Genomic DNA, 25287 nt, shown 5'->3' with positions numbered 1-25287 from the left:
GATGTCGCTGACCATTGCCGAGCTGATCGCCTTCAACACCGTATTGCTTGCGGCCCTCGTGTCGCCGGGGGCTGCGATGCTGTTCATCACCCGTGCGACGGTGACCGGTGGACGTGGTGCAGGTATTGCGACGGGCATTGGTCTTGGCACGGCTGCCGCGATGTGGACGCTGGCTGCACTTTTGGGCCTGGAAGCCGTGTTTTCCCTCTTCCCTTGGACCTATACGGCGCTGAAGATCGGCGGCGCGCTCTACCTGATCTGGATCGCTGTTCAGACGTGGCGCCATGCCCGTGACCCCTTGGGCGAAGCGCCTATGGCGCGGGGCCGTGCCGTGTTGTCGGGGATGCTTCTGAACTTCGGCAATCCGAAATCCATGCTCTTTGCGGCTGCGGTCATCGTCGTTGTCTTTCCCAAGGGCCTTGCCGCCGCCGACATCGCTGTCATCGTGCTGAACCACTGGGCGCTTGAGCTAATCTTTTACACCTGTCTGGCGCTGGCGCTCAGCACACCGCATGTGCGGCGCGGTTATGTCAGCCTGAAACCCATCTTTGACCGCATCGCGGCCACCCTGCTGGGCGCACTTGGCCTGCGCCTGATCCTGGAGAAGTAACCATGGCAGACCGCCTCCCCCACGAAAAAGGCTTTCACATCAGCTGGGACCAGATCCACCGCGACAGCCGCGCGTTGGCCTGGCGGCTGGATGGTCAGGGACCGGACAACGGAGCCTGGCGTGCCGTGGTGGCTATCACTCGGGGTGGGATGGCGCCCGCGATGATCGTCAGCCGTGAGCTGGACATCCGCACCGTCGATACGATCAGCGTGAAATCCTACCACCACCAAAGCCAGGGCGAAGTCGAAGTGCTAAAGGCGCCAGATGCAGACCTCATGGGTGACGGCACCGGCATCCTGATCATCGACGATCTGGTGGATTCGGGCCGCACGCTCGAAGTCGTCCGCGACCTTTATCCCAAGGCGCATTTCGCCACCGTCTACGCCAAGCCCAAAGGCGAGCCGATGGTGGATACGTTCATCACCGGCGTCAGCCAGGACACATGGATTTTCTTCCCCTGGGACATGGCCCTGCAATATGTCGAGCCGTATCGCGGCAAGGACTAAGCTCCTTCATCTTGCCAAATAAACTCCCGCCGGAGGCTCCGGCGTTTTCAAAGTGAGCGATCCGATGACCATGACGCGCACCGCATCAACCTTTGCCCCACCGGTGATGGAGGCGCGGCGCTGGATTGACGGTGTCACCTTTCCACCCGACCGTCCGCTGATCAATGTCAGTCAGGCGGCACCGGTCGATCCCCCGCCCGATGCGTTGCGCCAGGCGATGGCCGACGCCGCGCTGACCCGCGATGACGCGCATCTTTACGGTCCGGTTCTTGGGATGCCCGCGCTGCGTGCAGGCCTCTCGGATCAGATCAACCGGCACTATGGCGCGGCGACCGCGGCCGAAAACATTGCCATCACCTCGGGCTGCAACCAGGCTTTTGCCGCTGCCATCGCCACCCTGTGCGACGAAGGGGACGAGGTGATCCTGCCAACGCCGTGGTACTTCAATCACAAGATGTGGCTGGATATGGCGGGTGTCACATCGGTCCCCCTGCCCGTTGGGGATGGGATGCTGCCGGATGTGGCAGCGGCCAAGGCGTTGATCACCGACAGGACGCGGGCCATCGCGCTTGTGACGCCGAACAATCCCGCCGGGGTCGAATATCCGGACGCTCTGGTTCTGGCGTTCTATGAATTGGCGAAGTCACATGGCATCGCGTTGATCGTCGACGAGACCTATCGCGATTTTGACAGCCGCAGCGGGCCGCCCCACGCGCTGTTTCAACAGGATGGGTGGGATCAAACATTCATCCACCTGTACTCCTTTTCCAAGGCCTACCGGCTGACCGGCCACCGTGTCGGGGCGCTGGTGACGTCGCCAGCCCGGCTGGCGGAGGCAGAGAAGTTTCTGGACACCGTTGCGATCTGTCCCGGGCAGATCGGCCAGTATGCAGCCATTTGGGGGTTGGAGAACCTCGGCCAGTGGGTCGCCGGTGAGCGCGACGAGATTCTGGCGCGCAGACAGGCCATCACCGACGGCTTCCCGGTGTTGGCCGACAAGGGATGGCAGTTGATGGGACTGGGCGCGTATTTCGCCTATATGCGGCATCCGTTCGACATCTCCTCGGCCGACCTTGCGCCGCGCCTTGTCACAGAGGCTGGTATCCTGTGCCTGCCGGGCACCATGTTCTGGCCTGACGGCGCCGCTGAAGGTCAGGCACAACTGCGCATCGCCTTTGCCAATCTTGATGCCGATGGCATTGCTGCGCTTTACACAAGGCTGTCAGCGCTCACGCTCTGACATCAACCGGCCTTGCCCGTATCTGGCGGGGCCGTTAGACATCTCCAAACGCAACAAAACCCGCAAGAAGGCGCACATGGCTCAGGGCAAGACTTCCATCTCGAAAATCGCTGTCTGGATCCTTTTGGGCCTGCTGTTTGTGGGCCTGAGCCTAGGCTTTGGCCTCGATGGCTTGGGCGGCACGATCCGCACTGTGGGCAAGGTCGGTGACAAGCATATCGACGTGCAAACCTACGCCGACACGCTGCAACGCGAGATGCAGGCGGTGGGTCAGCAGACTGGCCAGCCGCTGACATTTGCGCGCGCGCAGGCCATCGGTCTGGATCAGGCCGTGCTGGCCCAGCTCGTGCGTGCCCGCGCGCTGGACTATGAGGCGGGCCAGATGGGGCTGAGCGTCGGCGACGAGGTGATCCGGGACGAGATCCTGAACATCCCGGCCTTCCGTGGTCTTGACGGATCTTTTGACCGTGATGCTTATCGCTTTGCCCTCGACCAACAAGGCACCAGCGAAGCGGATTTCGAAACGACGCTGCGCGAGGAAGTGTCCCGCTCGATCCTGCAGGGGGCCATCGTATCGGGTGTGCAGATGCCCGACACCTATGCCCGCACATTGGTGTCTTTCTTGGGCGAGACACGGGACTTCACATGGGTCCGTCTTGGTCAGGCCGATCTTGAGACCGACCTGCCAGATCCGACGGATGACGTCCTGCGCGCGTATTACGAAGACAACCTCGCCGACTATGAGTTGCCCGAGACCAAGCGCATCACCTATGCCGTGCTGCTGCCAGACATGATCGTCGACTCGATGGACGTCGATGAGGAAATGCTGCGCGCCGAGTACGAGGCGCGTGCGGACCAGTACAACCAGCCCGAACGCCGTCTGGTCGAGCGGTTGGTCTATCTGGATGCCGAGGCCGCCGACCGTGCGGCAGCGCAGCTTGAGGTCGATGGCACGACATTTGAGGCCCTTGTGGCCGAGCGCGGTCTGGACCTGGGCGACATCGACATGGGCGATGTCACGCGGCTGCAACTGGATGCGGCGGGCGAGGCCGTCTTTGCCGCCGATGTGGGTGATGTGGTGGGTCCGCTGCCCTCGTCTCTGGGGCCTGCGCTGTTTCGTGTGAATGCCGTGCTGCCCGCGCAGACAATCAGCTTCGAGGATGCCAAACCCGAGTTGCAGCAGGAGCTGTCGATGGCCGCCGCGCGCCGTCAGGTCGAGGTTCTGGCCGAAGAGTTCGACAACATGCTGGCTGGTGGCGCCACGCTGGAAGAGCTGGACGCGGAAACCGACATGCGGCTTGGTACCATCGACTGGTACCCGGCGCTCGGCGAAGGCTTGGCCGCCTATGACGGCTTCCGCGATGCAGCGGCTGAGCTGACGCAGGACGACTTCCCAGAAATCGTGCAACTGGACGAAGGCGGCATCTTTGCCATGCGCATGGACGACCTGTTGCCGCCGCGCCCTGCCCCCTTTGAAGAGGCAAAGCTGAACGTGCAGGGCAACTGGGAAGCTGAGCAGAGCGAAGCCCGCTTGACCGAAAAAGCCGAAGCCCTGCTGCCTGCGCTTGAAGCAGGCGAAAGCTTCGCCAGCCAGTCCCTTGATTCGATTGTAGAAACCGATCTGGATCGCGGTGCTTTTGTTCAAGGCACCCCGCCCGAATTCATGACCTCAGTCTTCGAGATGGAGCCGGGCGATGTGCGTGTCATTCCGGGCTATGGTGCTGTCCTGATCGTGCGGCTGGACGGGATCAACCCGATCGAAGACAGCCCCGAAGTGCAGGCCGAAACCGAAGCGCTGAGCGCCGAGATGGGCCAAATCGTGGCGGGCGAGATTTTCAACATCTTCGGTGAGGATGTCGTTCTGCGCGCAGGCACCCAGATCAACCAGCAGGCGCTGGACGCAGTGCATGTGAACTTTCCCTGATGGCTCTCGTTCCGGACTATGACAGCTTTGCCGCCGCCTATGCGGCAGGCGAGAACCAGGTGGTCTATACCCGTCTGGCGGCTGATCTCGACACGCCCGTGTCGCTGATGCTGAAGCTGACGGGCGCGCAGAAGGACGCCTTTGTGCTTGAGTCCGTCACCGGCGGCGAGGTGCGTGGACGCTATTCCATCATCGGGATGAAGCCCGACCTGATCTGGCGCTGCGATGGCGAGGCGTCGTCGATCAACCGGATGGCGCGCTATGATGCCGATGCGTTCGAGCCGGTCGCTGGCCACCCTCTTGATGCGCTGCGCGCGCTGATCGAGGAAAGCCGTATCGCACTGCCGGACGACTTGCCGCAAGCCGCTGCCGGGCTCTTTGGCTATCTGGGCTATGACATGATCCGGCTGGTGGAGCGTTTGCCGGATGTGAACCCCGACCCTCTGGGCCTGCCCGATGCGCTGATGCTGCGCCCGTCGGTCGTGGCTGTTTTGGACGGCGTGAAGGGGGAGGTCACTGTGGTGTCTCCTGCTTGGGTGAGCGAAGGTCAGTCTGCCCGCGCGGCCTATGCTCAAGCGGCCGAACGGGTGATGGATGCGGTACGCGATCTGGAACGCGCGATGCCCGTCGAAACCCGCGATCTGGGTGATGCGTCAGAGGTGGCTGAGCCTGTGTCGAACTTCACCAAGGATGGCTACAAGGCTGCGGTTGAGAAGGCCCGCGAGTACATCAAGGCAGGCGACATCTTTCAGGTCGTGCCTGCCCAACGTTGGACGCAGGAGTTCCGCGAGCCGCCCTTTGCGCTTTATCGCAGTCTGCGCCGGACGAACCCGTCGCCCTTCATGTTCTATTTCAACTTCGGCGGCTTTCAGGTTGTGGGTGCGAGCCCCGAGATTCTGGTGCGCGTCTTTGGAAGCGAAGTGACCATCCGCCCCATCGCGGGCACCCGTCCCCGCGGGGATACGCCCGAAGCCGACCGCGCGCTGGAGGCCGATCTGCTGGCCGACAAGAAGGAATTGGCCGAGCACCTGATGCTGCTGGATCTGGGCCGCAACGATGTGGGCCGTGTGGCCAGGATCGGCACCGTGCGCCCGACCGAGGAATTCATCGTCGAACGCTACAGCCACGTCATGCATATCGTGTCGAACGTCGTGGGCGAGTTGGCAGAGGGCAAGGATGCGCTGGATGCGTTCTTTGCCGGGATGCCCGCGGGCACGGTTTCAGGTGCGCCCAAGGTGCGGGCGATGGAGATCATCGACGAGTTGGAGCCGGAAAAGCGCGGCGTCTATGGCGGCGGTGTTGGGTATTTCAGCGCCGGTGGCGACATGGACATGTGTATCGCGCTGCGCACGGCGGTGGTGCAGGACCAGAAGTTGTACATCCAGGCCGGGGGCGGTGTGGTCTATGACAGCGATCCGGAGGCCGAGTTCATGGAAACCGTGCACAAGTCAGGTGCGATCCGACGCGCAGCGGCAGACGCGGCGCGGTTTGGTGGTGGCAACCGGTAGTTCTCTCTTGTCTGAGGTCCGGCTTTTGGCAACCCGGCCCTTCGGGGAGGATTTTTTTGAAACAGGGAATTCGGACCGGCCTGCGTAGCGGCAAACACCGTTGGTCGCTGTTTGAGGTTCGACTGGGCAGTACCCCGGGCCGTTGCCCCCGTTATTCCGGCTGTTCCGCCAGCGTTTTCAGCGCGGCTGAGACGGGCGACAGGGCGACACGTTCGGCCCGGTCCTGCAAGCCCCAGAGCAGCAGGGCCGAGATTGTATCGGGCTGCACGCGACCGACCATGATCACCGCCCCCTCTTGCCCGGCACGGAAGGCGGCCTGATCCAGAAAGCGCCGGATCACGGTTGGCGTTTGTCCGGCACTGTCGAAGTCGCGGAAGATCAGGCCCGCAGGCACGCCCTCGCGCGCAGCGAGTTTTTGCGCAGTGTTCAGCCCTTTGGACTGAAGAACGAGACCGTGGCCGGAGGCGAGCACCGCAGCTGCCACCTGGTCCGACACGTCGCGGCTTTCTTGCAGGCCGATGCCGGTGCCCTCCATCACCGCGACCGCCTGTGGCACCGCGTCGATGGCAGCGGACAGCGTCACCTCTGCATCAGCGGCCGTGGCGCCCGTTGGCATGTCGAGCAGAACCGCCACCTCGAACCCCTGCCCCCTGTATTCAGCGGCGCGTTCCGCCGCATCGGGAAGGGATGCGTTGACGGCGAAGGACAGCGGATAGGGAAAGCTTTGCAAGGCGGCGAGGCCAACGGTGCCACCCGTGAGGTCCGCGCCGTTGTCGATCAGGACAATCGACATCAGCGGCTTGTCTTCGGGATTTTCGAAGGGGGCCGCAAACGCCTCCATCGGTGGGCCAGCCGGTGTGACCTCGGCCGTTTCCGTTGGCGCGGCTTCGGTCGTGTCGTCCGGTGCCGTGTCCCGGTCGATGAGCGATGTGGCCGGTCGTCCGATGCTGGGCCGATCGGTGTCGGTTGCAGGATCGAGGGCGGAAGGTAAGCCAGCGGTGCGGTCCTGGGTCTGTTCGGGTGCAGGGTCCGGTTCGACTGCAACCGGGCTGTCGGCCACTTCGGGCGCTTGCGGCGCAGGCGTGGTTCCTGGTGCGGCAGGCGCTGGCGCTTCGGCACCGGGTGTGTCTGTGCCATCAGGCACGACGGACGCTTCTTCGGAAAATGCACTGGGTGCATCCGGGACATCCGGAGCTGGCGGCTGCGCGGGATCAGTGGAAATGGAAAGCTCTGTCTCGTCCGTCGGTGCGGTTGGCGCATCGCCCTGAACGCTGGGTTGGGCGGGGGCGGTGCTGTCCACGGCAATGCGCGCGCCATCGTCTGCATCAGCGGGTGTGCTGAGATCCTCCGCATCCCCTGTCTGCGGAACGGTCGGAGTGTCGGCCCCGGCGGCTTCGGCGGCTGTGACATCGTCAGGTTCGGGGCTGCCGACCTGCGGTACATCCCCGTCGCGCACAAGGTCAGCGTCACCTATCGTTTGGGGCGTCTCACCGGTGCCGGTCTGGGGTGCATCTGCGCCTTGCGGTGCAAGCACCACGGCGTCTGGCCCTGTCGGGCTGTCGCTGGCGATGGACAAAGCCGCGGCCCCCGCAACGCTGACGACGCCGCCCCACAAAATGCCGCTCAGAAAACCCCGTGCCATATGTGACCTCTTTGCCTGTCGCGCTGCGGCCCCGCTTTGCGATGTGCCGCCGCCTGCTCTTCTCGTTGTTCCGGCCCTGCCCGCCCCTTGACGCTGGCGGGCAAGCCTGAACATGTAGGCGCAACTATACCGGCCATCGCGCGCCCTTGGAACATCGAATACGCCCATGCTGCTGCTGATCGACAATTACGACAGTTTTACCTACAACCTCGTGCACTATCTGGGCGAGTTGGGCGCAGATGTGCATGTCTATCGCAACGACGCATTGGACGTGCAGGAGGCGATGGCGCTCAAGCCTGATGGCATTCTGCTCTCGCCAGGGCCCGGTGTGCCGGATCAGGCGGGCATCTGTCTTGCACTCACCGAAGCCGCAGCCGAGACACGCACGCCACTGATGGGCGTGTGCCTCGGACATCAGACCATCGGGCAGGTTTTCGGCGGCAAGGTAGTGCGGGCGGGCGAGATCGTGCATGGCAAGATGGGCACGATGCATCACGATGGCGCGTCGGTGTTCAAGGACTTGCCCACGCCCTTCGAGGCGACGCGCTATCATTCGCTAATCGTCGACCGGGACAGCCTACCGGACGCGCTGGAAGTCACTGGCGCGCTTGAGGATGGCACCATCATGGGCCTCGCGCACAAAGAGTTGCCCATTCACGGCGTGCAGTTCCATCCCGAATCCATTCGATCGGAACATGGGCACGCGATGCTGAAAAACTTCCTCGACCTGATGCCGGTGACGGCATGAGTGACGCGCTGAAGCCACTGATTGACGCCGCAGCCAATGGACCGCTCAGCCGGGATCAGGCGGAGGCAGCGTTTCAAATCCTGTTTGACGGCGAAGCGACCCCCAGCCAGATCGGTGGTTTGCTCATGGCGCTGCGCACGCGCGGCGAGACAGTTGACGAATATGCAGCCGCCGCTGCCGTCATGCGCGCCAAGTGCAACAAGGTCAAAGCGCCCGAGGGGGCGATGGACATCGTGGGCACCGGTGGCGATGGCAAGGGCACGCTGAACATCTCGACCGCGACGGCCTTTGTCGTGGCAGGTGCTGGCGTGACCGTCGCCAAGCACGGCAACCGCAACCTCAGTTCCAAATCAGGTGCCGCAGACGCGCTGACCCAGATGGGCATCAATGTCATGGTCGGTGCAGAGGTTGTTGAACAGGCGCTTGAGGGCGCTGGCATCGGCTTCATGATGGCGCCCATGCACCACCCTGCGATTGCGCATGTGATGCCCACGCGGGCCGAGTTGGGCACGCGCACGATCTTCAATATCCTCGGGCCGCTCACCAATCCCGCCGGGGTCAAACGCCAGCTCACCGGCGCCTTTTCCCGCGACCTGATCCGGCCGATGGCAGAGACGTTGGCGCAGCTCGGCTCCGACGCCGCGTGGCTCGTGCACGGATCGGACGGCACGGACGAGTTGACGATCACCGGGGTGTCCTGGGTCTCAGCCCTTGAAAATGGGGCCGTCACCGATTTCGAGGTGCACCCGGAAAAGGCAGGTCTGCCGACCCACCCGTTCGAGGCGATTGTCGGTGGCACACCCGAAGAGAATGCCCAAGCCTTTGCCGCATTGCTTGATGGCGCGCCCGGCGCCTATCGCGATGCGGTATTGCTGAACTCCGCCGCCGCCCTGAACATCGCAGGCCGTGCCGACACGCTACAGGACGGGGTCGCCCTCGCCGCCGAAAGCATCGACAGCGGCGCCGCAAAGGCTAAGATCAAAGCGGTAGCAGACATCACCCAGAGTGCGGCCTAGTCCCTTCTCTGTTTCAAAAAATCCCGGGGGTCCGGGGGCTGGCCCCCGGTTCCGCCGCCAAACACAGCGCGACAGATGACAGATACGATCCTCGACAAGATCAAAGCCTACAAGCTCGAAGAGGTGGCCGCCGACAAGGCGGCCAAGCCGCTTGAGGCGGTGGAGGCCGAAGCGCGCGAAGCCTCCCCCGTTCGACCCTTTGCTCAAGCGCTGCAGATGGCGAACCGCGAGGCATATGGCCTGATTGCCGAAATCAAAAAGGCCAGCCCATCCAAGGGTCTGATCCGCGAGGATTTTGATCCTGCGACGCTCGCCAAGGCCTATGAAGACGGTGGTGCGACCTGCCTGTCGGTGCTAACAGATACGCCCAGCTTTCAGGGGGCCAAGGACTTCTTGACCCAGGCCCGCGACGCATGTGCCCTGCCCGCCTTGCGCAAGGATTTCATGTACGACACCTACCAGGTGGCCGAGGCCCGCGCGCTGGGGGCCGATTGCATCCTGATCATCATGGCGTCGGTCAGCGATGCGCAGGCGCATGAGCTGGAGGAAGCCGCATTCGAGTGGGGCATGGACGTGCTGCTGGAGGTCCATGATGCGGACGAGTTGGCCCGCGCCACGGCTCTCAAAAGCCCGCTGATGGGGATCAACAACCGCAATCTGAAGACATTCGAGGTCACGCTGGACACGACCCGCACCCTGTCAAAACAGGTGCCAGCCGATCGCACGATCGTCGCCGAAAGCGGGCTGAACACGCCCGAGGATCTGGCGGATCTGGCGATGTACGGCGCGCGCACCTTCCTGATCGGTGAAAGCCTGATGCGGCAGGACGATGTGGCGGCCGCCACACGGGCGCTGCTGGCCAATCCGCTCACATCCGGGGGAGGCATGTAGATGGGTCTAACGCATTTCGATGATCAGGGTGCGGCCCATATGGTGGATGTGTCCGACAAGGATGTCACCGACCGTATCGCCGTGGCCGAAGCTTTCGTAAAAATGAAGCGCGAAACCTTTGAAACCATTACTGAAGGTCGCGCCAAGAAAGGGGATGTCATCGGTGTCGCCCGCCTTGCAGGCATCATGGGCGCCAAGCGTACCGCCGACCTGATCCCGCTCTGTCACCCGCTGCCCATCACCAAGGTATCCGTCGATCTGGAGCCTGATGCCGAGCTGCCCGGCCTGCGCATCACCGCGACAGTCAAGACCACAGGCCAGACCGGGGTGGAGATGGAGGCGCTGACCGCCGCCTCGACCGCCGCGCTGACGGTGCATGACATGGTCAAGGCTGTCGACAAGGGCATCGAGATCGGCGGCCTGCGTGTTGTGCTCAAAGATGGCGGCAAATCAGGGCGTTACGAGGCGACATGATCACGGTTGCAGAGGCGCTGAGCCATCTCTTTGCCCTCGCAGACGAGATGCCGGTCGAACATGTGCCGCTGCTCGAGGCGGATGGCCGCGTGTTGGCCGAACCGGTGGCGGCGCGCAGGACACAGCCGCCTTTCGCGGCCTCTTCAATGGACGGCTATGCGCTTAAAGGCGTCGAGGCGGACCTGCATGCACAGTTTAAGGTAGTGGGCGAAGCGGCGGCAGGTCATGGTTGGTCCGGCACCGTTGGTGCGGGTCAGGCCGTGCGCATCTTCACCGGTGCCCCTGTGCCCGATGGCGCCGACAAGGTCGTAATCCAAGAAGATGTCACCCGCAGCGGCGATCTGATCACCATCACGGATGAGCCGGGGTCCAAGGACAACATCCGGCCGGCTGGCATCGACTTTGAAGCGGGCGACACGCTGGACGCGCCGCGCATCCTGGCGCCCGCCGACATCGCCCTGCTCGCCTCGATGAACGTCGCAACCGTCCCCGTCCGACGCAAACCAGTGGTTGCGCTGATTGCCACGGGGGATGAGCTGGTCATGCCCGGCGAAGACCCCGGCCCGGACCAGATCATCGCGTCGAACAGCTTCGGCCTTGCTGCCATGTTGCGCCGCGTTGGTGCAGAGCCTCGATTGTTGCCCATCGCGCGCGACAGCGCGGTGTCGTTGACAACTGTTTTCGGTCTCACCCAAGGTGCCGATCTGATCGTCACCATCGGCGGTGCGTCCGTGGGCGACCACGATCTGGTGGGACATGTCGCGGGCGAATTGGGAATGGACCGCAGTTTCTACAAGGTAGCTATGCGGCCCGGCAAACCGCTGATGGCTGGGCGCTTGAATGGTGTTCCAATTGTCGGGCTGCCCGGCAACCCTGTATCTGCGATGGTGTGTGGAACGGTGTTCCTGACGCCGATGATCCGGGCGATGCAAGGGCTGGGTCAGGAAGCCGCGCCGCGTGTTCAGATGCCTCTTTCAGCACCTCTGGCCGCCAACGGCCCGCGTGAGCACTATATGCGCGCTTTGATGAAAGACGGCAAAGTGGCCGATGCAGGGCTACAAGACAGCTCGCTTTTGAGCGTGCTTGCCAATGCCAACGCCCTGATCGTGCGTCCCTCAAGCGACCCGGCACGTGCGACCGGAGATGTGGTCGATGTGGTCCCGCTGACCTAAGGAGTTGACACAAAACGAGAACGTCCATAGAACAAACCCAAACCAACAGGGTTTGGAGGACGAACAGTGCTGACCAAAAAGCAGCTTGATCTGCTGGAATTCATTCACAAACGGGTTCAACGGGACGGCGTGCCGCCCAGCTTTGACGAGATGAAGGAAGCGCTCGACCTGCGCTCCAAATCCGGCATTCACCGGCTGATCACGGCGCTGGAGGAGCGTGGGTTCATCCGCCGTCTCGCCCATCGGGCGCGGGCCATCGAAGTTGTACGCCTGCCAGAAAGCCTGGGCGGCGCGCCCAGCGGTTTCCAACCCAAGGTGATCGACGGCGACAAGCCGGACATGCCTCCCCCCGCCTCTGCCCGACCGGTCGAGGCGACGCATGCTGTCGAGCTGCCCGTGATGGGCCGGATTGCGGCCGGTGTACCAATCTCTGCTATTTCCGAGGTATCCCATTCGGTGGCTGTGCCGGGGCAGATGCTGTCGGGCCAGGGCGATCACTATGCGCTTGAGGTCAAGGGCGATTCGATGATCGACGCGGGCATCAATGACGGCGATGTGGTGGTAATCCGCGAAACATCCTCTGCCGACAATGGCGACATCGTTGTCGCGTTGGTCGAGGATCACGAGGCGACGCTGAAACGCTACATGCGCAAGGGCGATACGATTGCGCTGGAAGCCGCGAACCCGGCCTATGAAACCCGTGTGTTCCCGGTGGGTCAGGTCAAGGTGCAGGGCCGTCTGGTCGGGCTGATCCGAACCTACTGATCACATCATGCAATGAACAGGGCGGACCACGGGTCCGCCTTACTTTTTCTGTGCAAGCTGCTGCAGTTGCAGGCTGTCGAAACCGACCTCTGGCGCAGATGACTTTGCCCAGCCCGACCACATGCGATCCCCCGCACTGTCCCGCGCGGTTCGTATTCTCAACTTGTCTGCATCACCTACAATCGCAATGGCACCGGTGCGCCGCAGCAAGGTGGGTGTCAGGACGAGACATGGCATGTCATCTGCGTCTGCAAGATCAGTATTGCTGACAACGATCTCTCCCTTGGTACATCCGGTGAAACCCGCAGCCGCCCGCTTGCCGCTGAGGTGGATGATCTGCACCAGATGCGCGCTGTCCCAACGCTCGGCCGCCGTGGCCTGATCAATCCCCTCCCCGTCATTCTCAAGCCAGTTGCGCGCGACAAACCCTGCCCCCTTGGGTCTGCTGAGTGCGCGCCCGTGCTCGGTCATCAGACCGACGAGGCCGCCTGTGTCCGCAATCAAGACATGCGGACGTGATCCGGACTGCCACAGTGCAAGGCCCAGGATCACGGGCAGCACACCCGCAAAACGCGCGCGCCCCTGCCATAGAATTACAAAGAGCATACCCATGGCGATCAGGGGCAGAACAACGGCACTTGGCCCGGCCACATAGCCTTGCGCCCCATCGAGCCCGGACACCATGTCGGCCACCCAGAGGATCCAGCGCAAACCCGCCCCCATCAGCCATAACCCGATGATGTCGAGGCCCACCGGCGCAAGCACAAGGGCCAGCACAGCCGCCGGGATGACCAGAACGCCCATCAGCGGCACGCTCGCGAGGTTCGCGATCAGCCCGTAATGCGCCATCGTGTTGAAATGCGCGGCCCCGATGGGCGCTGTCGCCAACCCGGCGACGGCGGACGAGATGACGACACCGACCACCGGTTGCAGCCATTTGGGACCCAGCGTCCACTCCATATCCCTGATCCAGCCGAATACGGCCACAAGCGCCGTAGTTGCGGCAAAGGACATCTGGAAGCCCGGCCCCATCAATGCCTCAGGCTGCAAGGTCAAGACGATGATGGCAGCCATGGCGACCGCACGCAGGCTGATGGCCCGCCTGTTGACGAGGATCGCGCAAAGCGCCACCGCCACCATGACAAAGGCGCGTTCGGTGGCGACATTTCCGCCTGACAAGGCGAGGTACACGGCCGCAGCGATCAAGGCACCGAACGCTGCCAGTTTGCGCGCGGGCCAATGCAGCGCGACATGGGGAATCAGCGCAAAAAGGAGACGCAGGAGGCCAAAGACGAAGCCCGACAGAAGACCCATATGCAGCCCGGAAATGGCAAGCAAGTGGGCGGTGTTCGAGGCGCGCAAGTCCTCTAGCGCGTCCTGACTGATCCCGCTGCGGTCACCCGTGGTCACTGCCGCTGCAAAGCCGCCGACATCGCCGGGCAAAGCGGCTTGCACATGGGCCGATACGGTCATGCGGATGCGAAAGATCGTCTGGCGCAGATCAAACTCCGCCACGCTTATGGCGACCAGCGGCACACGGGTGTAGCCCACCGCCCCAAGCTCCGCGAACCAAGCGTGGCGCTGGAAGTCGAAGCCGCCCGGCTCGACCGGGCCGCCGGGCGGGCCCAGATGCGCGGTCGTCATCACGCGCAGCCCCGGCTCGGGCGCGACGCCAATGGCACTGTCGCCATGGAGCGAAATACGCACCCGCGTTGGCGTGTCCGCAGGGGCCACGCGGTCCAGTTTGACATGATCAAGGGTCAGCCGCACGGCGTCCGACGCGCTGCGGTCCATGCCCACGATCCGCCCCTCGACTGGGCCATAGTACCGCCAATCGAGTACGGGCCCCGCGACCGAATGCGACCGCCACCCTGCCAAGAAGAAGCCGAGCGCGATCATGGCGGCAAAGACGAAGATGGGCGAAATCAACTCACCCATACGCCGGGAGCCGATGGCGATAAGCGCGCCAACGGTGCCAATGATGGTAATCATGGCGGTGGAGGGCTCGAACTTCAGCCCGAAGAAGAGAGCGATCCCGCACGCCATACCCACCGGACACCAGCCAAACAGGTGCCCGCGCTGGATCAGCATTGCATGCCGCAGCCCCATGCTTGCCCCTCTCGCGCGCGGTGAGTATCAGGAGCGCAAACCGTAGACCCTTCGTGGTTAAGCAAAGGTAAATCCGTCCCATGTCCAAGCCCGTTGTCACCCGTTTCGCCCCCTCGCCCACAGGGTTCCTGCATATCGGCAGCGCGCGTACGGCGCTGTTCAACTGGCTTTATGCCCGTGGCCGCGGCGGCACCTTCCTGCTCAGGATCGAGGATACGGATCGCGCCCGCTCCACCCCAGAAGCGACGCAGGCCATTTTCGACGGCATGGCCTGGCTGGGCCTCGACCATGACGGGGAAGCAATCAGCCAGTTTGAGCGTGCTGACCGGCACGCCGAAGTAGCACATCAGCTGCTCGCCGAAGGCAAGGCTTACAAATGCTTTTCAACGCAGGATGAGATCGCCGCATTTCGTGAGGCTGCGCGGGCCGAAGGCAAATCGACCCTCTTCCGCTCGCCATGGCGCGATGCGGATCCGTCGACCTACCCTGACGCGCCTTTTGTCGTGCGGATCAAGGCCCCGCAGGATGGTGCCACGGTGATCAAGGACGAAGTGCAGGGCGATGTGACCATCCGCAACGACCAGCTTGACGACATGGTTCTGCTGCGGGCCGATGGCACGCCCGTCTACATGCTGGCCGTGGTGGTTGATGACTACGATATGGGCGTCACCCATGTGATCCGAGGCGACGACCATCTGAACAATGCCGCGCGGCAGATGATGATTTACAGTGCCATGGGCTGGGATGTGCCCGTCTGGGCGCATATCCCGTTGATCCACGGCCCCGACGGCAAGAAGCTGTCAAAGCGGCACGGCGCGCTTGGGGCGCAGGAATACCAAGTCATGGGTTACCCGGCGGCGGGGATGCGGAACTACCTGGCCCGCCTCGGGTGGAGCCACGGGGACGACGAATTCTTTACCGATGCACAGGCGCGCGACTGGTTCGACCTGAACGGGATCGGCAAAAGCCCCGCGCGGTTCGATGTCAAAAAGCTCGAAAACCTGAGCGGACAGCACATTGCACAGGCCGATGACGCTGCATTGCAGCAGGAAATCGAGGCGTATTTGGCCGCTGCGGGCGAAAAACCTTTGAAACAATCACAGAAAGATGGGCTGCTCGCCACCCTTCCATTTGTGAAAGAGCGCGCGAAGACACTGCCGGAACTCCTTGAAAAAGCGCGATTTGTGCTGACGAGCCGCCCTGTCACACCGGATGAAAAGGCCTCAAAAGCGCTTGATACGGTATCCCGTGGTATACTGACGCAATTGACGCCGCAGTTGCAAACCGTTACTTGGTCGCGGGACAGTTTGGAGGCTGTCCTGAACGACTTTGCTGCCGCACAGGATACAAAATTCGGCAAGCTGGCGGGCCCGCTTCGGGCCGCCCTCGCGGGTCGATCAGTCACGCCTTCGGTCTTTGACATGATGCTGGTGCTGGGGCGTGACGAAACCCTTGCCAGGCTTGAGGACGCTGCCACCTGACGCGGTTCATAAATCGTTCATGGTGCGCAGTCTAACGAGGGGCACGCGAAGTTTCCGTGAGCCCAGGCGGACACGCCCGCCACGCGACGAAAGGAACGACCCTGATGGCCGATACCCAAAAATCCGCAACCCTGACCATTGGTGACGACAGCTACGACCTGCCCATCCACTCGCCCACTGCGGGCCCTGATGTGCTGGACATCCGCAAACTCTACGGCCAAGCGGGTGTTTTCACCTACGATCCCGGCTTCACCTCGACCGCAAGCTGCGACAGCACCATCACTTACATCGACGGCGGCCAAGGTGTGCTTTTGCACCGCGGCTATCCGATCGACCAATTGGCGGAAAAGTCCCACTATCTGGAAGTGTGTTACCTGCTGCTTTACGGTGTTCTGCCAACGGCTGCGCAGCTGGAAGAATTCGAGAGCACGATCACGCTGCACACGATGCTGCATGAGCAGATGCAGAACTTCTTCCGCGGGTTCCGCCGCGACGCGCACCCCATGGCCATCATGGTCGGCGTGGTTGGCGCGATGTCAGCGTTCTATCACGACAGCACCGACATCTCCGACGAACACCAGCGCGAGATCGCCTCGCACCGCCTGATCGCCAAGATGCCGACGATCGCGGCTTGGGCTTACAAGTATTCGATCGGGCAGCCCTTCGTTTATCCGCGCAACGATCTGGACTATGCGTCGAACTTCCTGCGCATGTGCTTTGCTGTCCCGGCCGAGGATTACGAGGTCAACCCCATCCTCAGCCGCGCGATGGACCGCATCTTTACGCTGCACGCGGATCACGAGCAGAACGCCTCGACCTCGACCGTGCGTCTGGCGTCATCCTCGGGTGCCAATCCGTTTGCTTGTATCGCCGCTGGCATCGCCTGCCTCTGGGGGCCCGCGCATGGTGGTGCGAACCAGGCTTGCCTAGAGATGCTCAAGGAAATCGGCAGCGTCGACCGCATCCCCGAATTCATCGCGCGAGCAAAGGACAAGGACGATCCATTCCGCCTGATGGGCTTCGGCCACCGCGTCTACAAGAACTTCGACCCGCGCGCGACGGTCATGAAGCAGTCCGCTGATGAGGTTCTGGAGCTGCTTGGAGTCGAAAACAACCCTGTTCTGCAGGTGGCCAAGGAGCTGGAAAAGCAGGCGCTCGAAGATCCGTATTTCGCAGAGAAGAAACTGTTCCCGAATGTCGACTTCTATTCGGGCATCATCCTTGAGGCGATGGGCTTCCCGACCTCGATGTTCACGCCCATCTTTGCACTGTCACGCACTGTCGGCTGGATTTCGCAGTGGAAAGAAATGATCGCCGATCCACAGAACAAGATCGGACGCCCGCGTCAGCTTTACTTGGGTGAAACAGCCCGCGACTACGTCGATATCGAAAAGCGCTGAACCTGATGGACCCCCGCGAAAAGCGGGGGTTTCTCGTTTCAATCCGACCTGATCCCGGTCACCGTTTCCCAACCGTCCACAATCGCCACGTCACACTTGACGCGCTTTCGCGTCTGGGTAGACGAATATCTAAAATCCAAGCGGAGAATTGGACATGGGTATTGGAATTGCGTTGCTGGCGCTTCTGGGCGTCGGTCTTGTGGTAAGTGTCTTCGATGATGATGATGGTGGGTCTGACAATCCGACAGAGCCTGAAGGGATCGTACGCGAAGGCGACGATGAGGATAACAACTTCGAAGGGACCGTCGGCACCGACCTGCTGATCGGCGGCGAAGGCAACGACACGCTGACCGGCGGCGGGTCCGCCGACACGCTTGAGGGCGGCCCCGGTGAAGACCTGCTGGAAGGCAATGCAGGCAATGACAGCATCCTGGGACAAGCAGACGATGACATCATCGTAGCGGGAGGCGGAGATGACCTCGTCGCCGCAGGCAAGGGCGACGACTTCGTACAGGGCCGCGGTGGCGATGACACGCTGCGTGGCAGCCTTGGGGCTGACTGGATTGAAGGGAACGACGGGGACGACTCCATAGGCGGTGGGTTTGATACGGACACGCTTTTGGGCGGTGCGGGCGCCGACACGCTGGATGGCGGCGGCAACAACGATCTGCTGATCGGCGGCGAGGTTCCTGGCACGCCGCTGTCCACCGAAAACCTGGAAGCGCTGCGCGACGGCACCGAAACGCTGGCAAGCATCCTGAACCTCACTGCCGAAAGCGTCATTCCACTGGAAGACGACAACGCGGCGGATGTTTTGAACGGTGGTGACGGCAACGACGACCTGGTTTTGGGCGCGGGTGATGTGGGAACGGGCGGCGCGGGCGCAGACGTTTTCTTTGCCATGGCGGAAGCAGCAGAATCCGAAAGCGGGCCGAGCACGATCACGGATTTCAACGGCACCGAAGATGCCTTGCTGGTCTTGCTGACACCGGAGCAAGTCGATGGGGATCCGGTGAGTATTGATGTCACGAACGAAGACGGTGACGCCGTCATTTCCGTCAATGGACAACCCATCTCGATCCTGGTCGGAGCAGCGGGTCAGATCGAATCGGGCGACATCGGCACGCTCAACGGGCTCTAGGTCAGCATCCTCTACCCAACCGCCTGACGTATCTGTGGCTGCGCGCTGTGGCCAGTTCTACCGCAGCGCGCAGCATTGTCCCGGCACGGTTGACAGTGCCGTACCCGGGCGCCGATTTTTTCTTGCGCTGGTTGCATTTAGCGGCTGCGCATTGACTTGAAATCGACCGGCGCGGACACTCGTTTCAATTCATTGATGATTGAAACGTACGTCCTGGGGGGGGGGCGTCATGCTTTTTCTTCTTTCACTCTTTCCTGCCCTGCTCACCAGCGGCTTCGTCACGGACGATGACACAGATGAAACAACGTCGCAGGCGGCAGATGACGGTAGCCAATTGCTGATTGGCACCATTGGCGACGACAACCTCGTAGGTGGCGAGGGCGACGATGACATCATCGGCTTGCTGGGAGACGACACGCTGGACGGCGGTCCTGGCGGAAATGACGTCATTCAGGGCCTGAATGGCGACGATCTGATCATCGGCGGCGAAGGTAGCGATGCGCTGCAAGGCCGCGGCGACAATGACACGGTTCAGGGCTTCTCCGGCGATGACTGGGTCGATGGCAACGATGGCGCGGATCTGGTGCGCGGCGGCGGCGGCTCGGACGTGGTGATTGGCGGCAAGGGTGAAGACACCGTAGACGGTCGCAGCGGCAACGACGTGGTCGTCGGTGGCGAGTTCAACGAAGATCCCCTGACAACCGACGAACTGGGCATCCTGCGCGACGGTGGGTCCATCAACGACATCTTTACCGACGAAACACCGCCCTTTGCGGAGCTGCGTGACGATGGTGCCGCCGACCAGCTTTTCGGTGGCCGAGGCTCCGACCTCATGATCTTGGGATCCGGTGATGTGGCAGAGGGCGGCAGCGAACTCGACGCCTTTGCCGTCATTGCTGACACCGCAGACAGCGACCTTGGCCCTGCAACGATCAGCGACTTCAACAGCCCCGACGGCGAAAGCCTGGCGCTGTATTTCCGCGCCGATGAAATCGTGGATGAGGACGCGATCACCGTCACAGATGATGGCAATGATGCACTGGTTAGCTATGACGGCGAAGTGCTGGCGCGTGTCACGGGTGCGGCGGGCACGCTATCGGCAGACGACATCGGCGTTATGCAACCCGAAGATCCATCCACCACGCCGGTGATCAACGGCACCGAAGACGCCGACCAGATCGCGGGCACAGCGGCAGACGAGATCATCAACGGCCTGGGCGCGAACGATCAGATCGAAGGTGGTGCAGGCAACGACACCATTGCCGGTGGCGACGGTTCGGACATCGTGCAGGGCCAAGCCGGTTTTGACGTGATCACAGGCAATGCGGACAACGATCTGCTGCAAGGGCGCGGTGGCGACGACACCCTGTCCGGCAACCAGGGCTTTGATTGGGTCGATGGCAATGACGGCAACGACAAGGTCAACGGCGGCTTGCAGGGCGACACCGTGATCGGCGGCACAGGCGCTGACCTGCTAAGCGGCGGCGAAGGCAACGACGTCGTGGTCGGTGGTGAACTTCTGGCCAATCCGCTCAGCACCACGGCACTTGAAGCCATTCAGGGTGGTGCGACGCTGAATGACGCTCTGACAGGTGTCGAGATTGGTGAGACGCTGGACATCGTCGACGACAACTCCAGCGACACACTTGACGGGGGCAACGGCTCTGACCTTCTCGTGGTCGGCAAGATCGACAGTGCAACCGGTGGTGCGGGCGAAGACACCTTTGCCATTCTGAGTGCAGAAGATCAGGTCGGGACAGCCAAAATTCTGGACTACACCGTTGGTGAAGATCAGATCATCATTGTTGATACAGGTGGCAGCGAAACACCCGCAATCACTGTCGACGCCGATGGCGATGACGCGCGCGTGTTCTTGAACGGCACCGAAGTGGCGGTCGTCTCTGGTGCAGGGGGCACGCTCACGCCCGCCGACATTCTGGTGACCAGTGCGCTGGCCACAGAACTCTTTGACGCGAATTTGTAAGCGGTGGAAGTGGTAACGGCAGGCCGCGATGATCGCGGCCTGTTTTCTTTTGGGGCTTAGCGCCCTTCGAAGCTGGGTTTGCGCTTTTCAACAAAGGCCAGAACGCCCTCGCGGAAATCGCGGCTTTTGCCGCACGCCCCCTGCTCTGCCGCCTCGGACGCCAGTTGCTGTTCCAGATCATTGCCCCAGCTTGCGCGGATCACGCGCTTGGCCGCGGCAAAGGCTTGGGTCGGGCCATGCGACAGGTGCGCCACACGCGCTTTCCAATGCGCTTCGAACCCGTCATCGGCGACGGCTTCCCAAATCATGCCCCAGGCATCGGCCTGCTGTGCGGTGATCTTCTCGGCAAACAGCGCAGCCCCCATTGCCTTGGCCATGCCCATGGTGCGCGGCAGCACATAGGTACCCCCTGCATCCGGGATCAGGCCAATCCGCGTGAAAGCTTGCAGGAAATAGGCACTTTCGGATGCGATCACCACGTCACAGGCCAGCGCTAGGTTCGCACCCGCACCGGCTGCAGCACCGTTGACGACAGCGACGGTCGGGACCGGGCATTCCACGATGGCGTTCAGCATGGGCGCGTATTCGTCCCGCAGCGTCCGTTCCAGATCCAGATCGGATGCATTGGCACGATCGCCCAGATCCTGGCCAGAACAGAACGCGCGACCCGCGCCGGTCAGCACAACCACACGCGCGTTGCGACCGGCGTGGGTGACAGCCACCTCAATCTCGGCCCGCATCTGCGTTGTCAGCGCATTCATCTTGTCCGGCCGGTTCAGCGTGATGATCGCTGCACCATCGTCCATCTCATAGGTGAGGGTGTCGTATTTCATGGCCGGTGTCCTTTTTCGGGTCTGCTCTTCCATACCAAACCGATCAGTTTAGAAAAGCCCCGAAGGTCGTTCACTCGTCCATAATCTCGCGCAGACGTCGCGTCTCTGCCTCGCTCAGACCAGTGTCTGCTGCGGCGGGCGCGCGGCTGCGGCCACGCAAGTACCCAATGCCGATCCCAATCGCGAGAAGGAACATGAGCGGTCCTGCTGCCCACAGCATCCAGTTCGAACCGGAGACACGAGGGGTCATCAGAACAAACTCGCCATACCGCTCCACAAAGAAGTCGACGACCTGTTCCTGCGTTTGCCCGGCGGCAATCTGTTCTCGGATCACGCGGCGCGCGTCCACGGCCCACTGCGCGTTTGACGACGCCACCGCCTCTGATTGACACACAACGCACCGCAGCGCGTGATCAAGCTCGCGCGCCTTCGCCTCGAGCGCAGGGTCGTCCAGCATTTCGGACGGATCAAGGGCAAGCGCCGCCGTGCTGAGCACCAGCCAAAAGAGAAGTGCCAATCGTTTCATTCTGCGGGCACCGCTGCTTCGCCTGACTGTCGGCGCGCCCCCACGGCCACACGGAACCGCCGGTCGGTCAGGGACAGAAGTCCGCCCAGGGACATCAGCGCACAGCCGATCCAGATCCAGTTCGTGAGCGGCTTGATATATGTGCGCACCGCCCAGCCGCCATTCACCTGTTCATCTCCGATCACGACATAGACGTCGCGCGCCAGATCATAGTCGATCCCGGCTTCGGTCGTCGGCATCTGTGCCACGGGATAGATGCGCTTTTCGGGCCGAAGCTGCGCAATCTCGTCCCCATCCTGCGACAAGGTGATAAAGGCCATGGTCGACAGGTAATTCGGCCCCTCCACATTCTCGACCGCATCCAATGTCAGCTCGTAGCCGCCGACGTTGAACTGCTCTCCGATCTGGGCGACGCGAATATCCTCGGTCTGCCAGGCAGTCAGGCCGCCTACCCCGATCATGGTAACACCCAGCCCGGCGTGGGCCACGGTCTTACCCCAATCCGCGCGCGGCAGACGCCACAGCCGACCGAAGTTAAACGTCTGCCCGGTGCGTGAGGCGAGATCCACCATCGCGCCCATCACAAGCCAGGCACCCAAGAACGCACCCAGCGGCCCGGTCAGCGGCTTGCCGGTGTTCATGGCCCAAGCAAGACCACCAAAAGCCAGCGCCAGCACAAACACGTAACGCAAAGGGCGCACCGCACGCGCCACCTGCCCCCGTTTCCACGGGATCATCGCCCCGATGGGCAGGATCAGCCCGAGGATCACCATGAAGGGTGTAAAGGCCATGTTGAAAAACGGCGGCCCGACACTCAGCGTGCGGCCAAAGAACATATCGGCCACCAATGGCCACATCGTGCCCACAAAGACGACGAAACAGCTCACTGCAAGCAGCACGTTGTTCGCAATCAACGCACTTTCACGGCTGACCATACTGAACACGCCCCGCGCCTCCATCGCACCTGCGCGCAAGGCAAACAGGATCAGCGCACCGCCCATGAAAAAGCCCATGATCATCAGGATGAACACACCCCGCTCTGGATCATTGGCAAAAGCGTGGACCGATGTCAGCAGACCGGAGCGCACGATAAATGTCCCGATCAAGGAGAAACCAAAGGCAAGGATAGCGAGCAGAATGGTCCACGACTTCAGGCTCTCGCGCTTCTCCACCACAATCGCCGAATGCAACAGCGCCGCCGCCAGCAGCCAGGGCATGAAAGACGCATTCTCGACCGGGTCCCAGAACCAGAAACCGCCCCAGCCCAGCTCGTAATAGGCCCACCAGGACCCGAGCGCGATGCCGATGGTCAAGAACACCCAAGCGGCGAGTGTCCAGGGCCGCACCCAACGGCCCCATGCGGCATCAACACGGCCCTCGATCAGCGCCGCCACAGCAAAGGAGAAAGCCATGCTCAGGCCCACATAGCCGAGATACAGGAAGGGCGGGTGAAGCGCCAAGCCGGGATCCTGCAAAAGCGGGTTCAGATCCTGCCCGTCAAACGGCGGCACAGCCAGCCGCAGGAAGGGGTTCGAAGTGAACAGAATAAAAGCCAGGAACGCCACGCCAATAGCCCCTTGGACCGCCAGCACACGGGCCCGCAGCGTCGGCGGCAGATTGTTCCCGAACCAAGCCGCCATCGCCCCAAACAGTGCCACGATCAGCACCCAGAGCAGCATGGAGCCCTCGTGGTTCCCCCATGTGCCGGAAATCTTGTAGATCATCGGCTTCGCGGAATGACTGTTCAGCACCACCAACCGCAAGGAAAAATCCGACACGACAAACGCCCAAACGAGCGCCGCGAATGAAAAGCCGATCAGGATGAACTGCAGCGACGCGGCAGGCTCGGCAACGGCCATCCATCGCGGGTCTCGTCGCCATGCTCCGACAAGCGGTACAACCGTCTGCACGATGGCAATCAGAAAGGCGAGGATGAGGGCGAAGTGACCGAGCTCTGTAATCATAATGACTTTATATGATGCTCAGCGCGTTCCGCCAATGCCCCTGCCGTTTATGTCGCATCACTAAAGCGCCAGAATATCCTTTCTTCTGGCCAGAAATACTTCGGGGTTTGGGGCAGAGCCCCAATAAAACATGTCTTCGCGCAGCGGCCTTTGGATCAGGCAGCGGTACGCCACTCGTCCACCGCGGCATTACCCGACGGCTCAAGCGATGCAACGGTCAAAGCCGCATCGCCCTCCGTTCCTGCGACACCAATCCCGTTGTGACGCAACTTGCGCAAGGTGGCGACATTCTCGATCACATGCGGCACATGCGCCATCGTCTGCGCAATCTCGCGCTGAAACTGCTGCGCCTTCACCTGATGGCGCGCACCGAAGTAAAACGACACGATCACGCCCAGCAGCCACCATAGCGGCTCGGGCACCAGCGCGATCCCCTGCATCCGTTCTGCAAACCACAGGGGCGACGCCATAGCGGACACGAACAGCCCCAATGTGCCCAGGGCAAGCGCGGGACGCGGCAAACGGTTAATCCCGTCCATGAACCGGTCGAACCATCCCTGACGCGGCACTGCAAACTCTGCACCAAACTCGCGCATGGCCGTCATCTGCACCTCGTGTGCGCGAACTGAACCGGCTTCAGCGTTCTCACGAAACACCTGAACCGTGTCCCGCACCACGTTCCGGTCACCGCCAAACAGCAGACCCAGCAATCCGTTGATCATCCCCATGCGGCAACCCTTTCCCGAAACTGCGCATCCGTCAGGTGAAAGCGGGGCGCGATGAACTCTTCGGCCCGCCTGATCCACCCGCCCTTGCCGCCTGCCCGCGTACGGGCGTACTTGCGACTGGCCGGACGGTTGTCGGCGATGCGGAAGTAGTAGTTCCGCCGTGCAATCCCGTAGGCATCCACCAGATGATCCGGTGCCGCTGCATAGGCCGCTCGCGCCGCCCCGATACTTTGCGGCCCAAGCGCACCATCCACGGTCACGCTCTGCCCCATGGTGTTGAGCAGCCGCTGTAGGATCTTGACCGCGCTGCCGCCTGCGTTGACATACATGTCGAAGACGGTCGCGTGCAGCGGCGCGGGCAATTCAGCGATCCGCGGTCGCTCAAAATAATGCAGCACAAAGATATCCACCGCCTGGGCTCGGGTCAGACGCCGCACATCATGCACGTCCACATCCCCGTCCCGATCCAGATCCAGCCGCAAACGGCGCATCGTATGGATGGTCACGCCGAAATTCGTGGCCCCACCCGGATCATCCGGGTCATTCACAAAGCCGCCCTCGCGACCCACAATCTCTTCTGCAATCTGACGTACATCCTGCATGTCTTCACCCTCATGGTGTCCCA

The 25287-nt window shown here is 62.3% G+C and carries 22 protein-coding genes; 15 read left to right on the top strand and 7 right to left on the bottom strand.

What is annotated here, in order from left to right:
* The first annotated feature begins 1 nt into the window (after window position 1).
* From RA29_RS12660 to trpE, 5 genes are all read left to right on the top strand, one after another.
* Window positions 2-610: a LysE family transporter gene (locus RA29_RS12660; RefSeq protein ID WP_342666413.1), complete on the top strand. Its 609-nt coding sequence runs from the start codon at window positions 2-4 to the stop codon at window positions 608-610.
* Window positions 611-612: 2 nt separating this feature from the next.
* Window positions 613-1116: a xanthine phosphoribosyltransferase gene (gene gpt / locus RA29_RS12655; protein ID WP_039686492.1), complete on the top strand. Its 504-nt coding sequence runs from the start codon at window positions 613-615 to the stop codon at window positions 1114-1116.
* Window positions 1117-1180: 64 nt separating this feature from the next.
* Window positions 1181-2356 (top strand): aminotransferase, encoded by a 1176-nt coding sequence (locus RA29_RS12650; RefSeq protein WP_039686490.1) that lies wholly within the window; start codon window positions 1181-1183, stop codon window positions 2354-2356.
* Window positions 2357-2432: 76 nt separating this feature from the next.
* A complete protein-coding gene (locus RA29_RS12645; protein WP_039687759.1) occupies window positions 2433-4280 on the top strand; it encodes a peptidylprolyl isomerase in 1848 nt (615 codons plus the stop codon).
* On the top strand, window positions 4280-5788 hold the full coding sequence (gene trpE / locus RA29_RS12640; protein WP_039686488.1) for an anthranilate synthase component I: 1509 nt from the start codon (window positions 4280-4282) through the stop codon (window positions 5786-5788). Before RA29_RS12645 ends, trpE begins: the two co-directional genes overlap by 1 nt.
* A gap of 151 nt (window positions 5789-5939) precedes the next feature.
* On the opposite strand, the gene RA29_RS12635 is transcribed toward trpE, so the two are convergent.
* Complete coding sequence (locus tag RA29_RS12635) at window positions 5940-7430, bottom strand: divergent polysaccharide deacteylase family protein (protein WP_039686486.1); 1491 nt, start codon at window positions 7428-7430, stop codon at window positions 5940-5942.
* Window positions 7431-7596: 166 nt separating this feature from the next.
* Between RA29_RS12635 and RA29_RS12630 the strand changes: the two genes are divergently transcribed.
* The 6 genes from RA29_RS12630 (at window position 7597) to lexA (ending at window position 12496) form a co-directional block, all read left to right on the top strand.
* Window positions 7597-8178 carry an aminodeoxychorismate/anthranilate synthase component II gene (locus RA29_RS12630; protein WP_039686484.1) on the top strand — a complete coding sequence of 194 codons (582 nt, stop codon included), beginning with the start codon at window positions 7597-7599 and terminating at the stop codon, window positions 8176-8178.
* On the top strand, window positions 8175-9194 hold the full coding sequence (gene trpD, locus RA29_RS12625; protein WP_039686482.1) for an anthranilate phosphoribosyltransferase: 1020 nt from the start codon (window positions 8175-8177) through the stop codon (window positions 9192-9194). Before RA29_RS12630 ends, trpD begins: the two co-directional genes overlap by 4 nt.
* Window positions 9195-9269: 75 nt before the next feature.
* Window positions 9270-10085, top strand: a complete 816-nt coding sequence (gene trpC / locus RA29_RS12620; protein ID WP_039686480.1) for an indole-3-glycerol phosphate synthase TrpC — start codon at window positions 9270-9272, stop codon at window positions 10083-10085.
* Complete coding sequence (moaC, locus tag RA29_RS12615; RefSeq protein WP_039686478.1) at window positions 10086-10559, top strand: cyclic pyranopterin monophosphate synthase MoaC; 474 nt, start codon at window positions 10086-10088, stop codon at window positions 10557-10559. It begins immediately after the preceding gene.
* Window positions 10556-11731: a gephyrin-like molybdotransferase Glp gene (glp, locus tag RA29_RS12610; protein ID WP_039686476.1), complete on the top strand. Its 1176-nt coding sequence runs from the start codon at window positions 10556-10558 to the stop codon at window positions 11729-11731. The genes moaC and glp overlap by 4 nt, the downstream gene beginning before the upstream one ends.
* A gap of 66 nt (window positions 11732-11797) precedes the next feature.
* Complete coding sequence (lexA, locus tag RA29_RS12605) at window positions 11798-12496, top strand: transcriptional repressor LexA (protein WP_039686474.1); 699 nt, start codon at window positions 11798-11800, stop codon at window positions 12494-12496.
* A 39-nt stretch (window positions 12497-12535) separates the two neighbouring features.
* Here lexA and RA29_RS12600 read toward each other — a convergent pair whose 3' ends face one another.
* Window positions 12536-14605 carry a ComEC/Rec2 family competence protein gene (locus tag RA29_RS12600; RefSeq protein ID WP_052249643.1) on the bottom strand — a complete coding sequence of 690 codons (2070 nt, stop codon included), beginning with the start codon at window positions 14603-14605 and terminating at the stop codon, window positions 12536-12538.
* An 80-nt stretch (window positions 14606-14685) separates the two neighbouring features.
* Between RA29_RS12600 and gltX the strand changes: the two genes are divergently transcribed.
* The 4 genes from gltX (at window position 14686) to RA29_RS12580 (ending at window position 20611) form a co-directional block, all read left to right on the top strand.
* Window positions 14686-16086, top strand: coding sequence for a glutamate--tRNA ligase (gene gltX, locus RA29_RS12595; RefSeq protein WP_039686472.1), 1401 nt, complete (start codon window positions 14686-14688; stop codon window positions 16084-16086).
* Window positions 16087-16190: 104 nt separating this feature from the next.
* The gene (gene gltA / locus RA29_RS12590; RefSeq protein WP_039686470.1) at window positions 16191-17486 is read left to right on the top strand and encodes a citrate synthase; all 1296 of its coding nucleotides are present in this window, start codon (window positions 16191-16193) and stop codon (window positions 17484-17486) included.
* A 154-nt stretch (window positions 17487-17640) separates the two neighbouring features.
* Window positions 17641-18627, top strand: a complete 987-nt coding sequence (locus RA29_RS12585; RefSeq protein WP_039686467.1) for a calcium-binding protein — start codon at window positions 17641-17643, stop codon at window positions 18625-18627.
* A 229-nt stretch (window positions 18628-18856) separates the two neighbouring features.
* The gene (locus RA29_RS12580; RefSeq protein WP_039686465.1) at window positions 18857-20611 is read left to right on the top strand and encodes a calcium-binding protein; all 1755 of its coding nucleotides are present in this window, start codon (window positions 18857-18859) and stop codon (window positions 20609-20611) included.
* Between the two features lie 56 nt (window positions 20612-20667).
* On the opposite strand, the gene RA29_RS12575 is transcribed toward RA29_RS12580, so the two are convergent.
* The 5 genes from RA29_RS12575 to RA29_RS12555 form a co-directional block, all read right to left on the bottom strand.
* Window positions 20668-21444: an enoyl-CoA hydratase-related protein gene (locus tag RA29_RS12575; protein ID WP_039687757.1), complete on the bottom strand. Its 777-nt coding sequence runs from the start codon at window positions 21442-21444 to the stop codon at window positions 20668-20670.
* A gap of 70 nt (window positions 21445-21514) precedes the next feature.
* A complete protein-coding gene (locus RA29_RS12570) occupies window positions 21515-21970 on the bottom strand; it encodes a cytochrome c-type biogenesis protein (RefSeq protein WP_039686463.1) in 456 nt (151 codons plus the stop codon).
* Window positions 21967-23934 (bottom strand): heme lyase CcmF/NrfE family subunit, encoded by a 1968-nt coding sequence (locus RA29_RS12565; RefSeq protein WP_039686461.1) that lies wholly within the window; start codon window positions 23932-23934, stop codon window positions 21967-21969. The genes RA29_RS12570 and RA29_RS12565 overlap by 4 nt, the downstream gene beginning before the upstream one ends.
* A gap of 155 nt (window positions 23935-24089) precedes the next feature.
* Window positions 24090-24662: a holin family protein gene (locus RA29_RS12560; RefSeq protein WP_039686460.1), complete on the bottom strand. Its 573-nt coding sequence runs from the start codon at window positions 24660-24662 to the stop codon at window positions 24090-24092.
* Entirely contained in the window at window positions 24653-25264 is a 612-nt protein-coding gene (locus RA29_RS12555) for a holin-associated N-acetylmuramidase (RefSeq protein ID WP_039687756.1), read from the bottom strand. Before RA29_RS12555 ends, RA29_RS12560 begins: the two co-directional genes overlap by 10 nt.
* Between the last annotated feature and the right edge of the window lie 23 nt (window positions 25265-25287).

It is taken from the genome of Tateyamaria sp. ANG-S1, from assembly GCF_000814025.1.
Classification (GTDB): domain Bacteria; phylum Pseudomonadota; class Alphaproteobacteria; order Rhodobacterales; family Rhodobacteraceae; genus Tateyamaria.
This window is presented reverse-complemented; position numbering and strand designations above follow the sequence as displayed.

Bases quoted from the DNA above. Each gene is read 5' to 3' on its own strand.
- gltX (WP_039686472.1), top strand. From the start codon at position 14,686: ATGTCCAAGCCCGTTGTCACCCGTTTCGCCCCCTCGCCCACAGGGTTC.
- RA29_RS12580 (WP_039686465.1), top strand. From the start codon at position 18,857: ATGCTTTTTCTTCTTTCACTCTTTCCTGCCCTGCTCACCAGCGGCTTC.
- gpt (WP_039686492.1), top strand. From the start codon at position 613: ATGGCAGACCGCCTCCCCCACGAAAAAGGCTTTCACATCAGCTGGGAC.
- RA29_RS12650 (WP_039686490.1), top strand. From the start codon at position 1,181: ATGACCATGACGCGCACCGCATCAACCTTTGCCCCACCGGTGATGGAG.
- RA29_RS12630 (WP_039686484.1), top strand. From the start codon at position 7,597: ATGCTGCTGCTGATCGACAATTACGACAGTTTTACCTACAACCTCGTG.
- glp (WP_039686476.1), top strand. From the start codon at position 10,556: ATGATCACGGTTGCAGAGGCGCTGAGCCATCTCTTTGCCCTCGCAGAC.
- RA29_RS12600 (WP_052249643.1), bottom strand. From the start codon at position 14,605: ATGGGGCTGCGGCATGCAATGCTGATCCAGCGCGGGCACCTGTTTGGC.
- RA29_RS12555 (WP_039687756.1), bottom strand. From the start codon at position 25,264: ATGCAGGATGTACGTCAGATTGCAGAAGAGATTGTGGGTCGCGAGGGC.
- RA29_RS12570 (WP_039686463.1), bottom strand. From the start codon at position 21,970: ATGAAACGATTGGCACTTCTCTTTTGGCTGGTGCTCAGCACGGCGGCG.
- RA29_RS12560 (WP_039686460.1), bottom strand. From the start codon at position 24,662: ATGGGGATGATCAACGGATTGCTGGGTCTGCTGTTTGGCGGTGACCGG.
- RA29_RS12565 (WP_039686461.1), bottom strand. From the start codon at position 23,934: ATGATTACAGAGCTCGGTCACTTCGCCCTCATCCTCGCCTTTCTGATT.
- RA29_RS12645 (WP_039687759.1), top strand. From the start codon at position 2,433: ATGGCTCAGGGCAAGACTTCCATCTCGAAAATCGCTGTCTGGATCCTT.
- moaC (WP_039686478.1), top strand. From the start codon at position 10,086: ATGGGTCTAACGCATTTCGATGATCAGGGTGCGGCCCATATGGTGGAT.
- RA29_RS12635 (WP_039686486.1), bottom strand. From the start codon at position 7,430: ATGGCACGGGGTTTTCTGAGCGGCATTTTGTGGGGCGGCGTCGTCAGC.
- RA29_RS12660 (WP_342666413.1), top strand. From the start codon at position 2: ATGTCGCTGACCATTGCCGAGCTGATCGCCTTCAACACCGTATTGCTT.
- RA29_RS12585 (WP_039686467.1), top strand. From the start codon at position 17,641: ATGGGTATTGGAATTGCGTTGCTGGCGCTTCTGGGCGTCGGTCTTGTG.
- trpC (WP_039686480.1), top strand. From the start codon at position 9,270: ATGACAGATACGATCCTCGACAAGATCAAAGCCTACAAGCTCGAAGAG.
- RA29_RS12575 (WP_039687757.1), bottom strand. From the start codon at position 21,444: ATGAAATACGACACCCTCACCTATGAGATGGACGATGGTGCAGCGATC.
- trpD (WP_039686482.1), top strand. From the start codon at position 8,175: ATGAGTGACGCGCTGAAGCCACTGATTGACGCCGCAGCCAATGGACCG.
- gltA (WP_039686470.1), top strand. From the start codon at position 16,191: ATGGCCGATACCCAAAAATCCGCAACCCTGACCATTGGTGACGACAGC.
- trpE (WP_039686488.1), top strand. From the start codon at position 4,280: ATGGCTCTCGTTCCGGACTATGACAGCTTTGCCGCCGCCTATGCGGCA.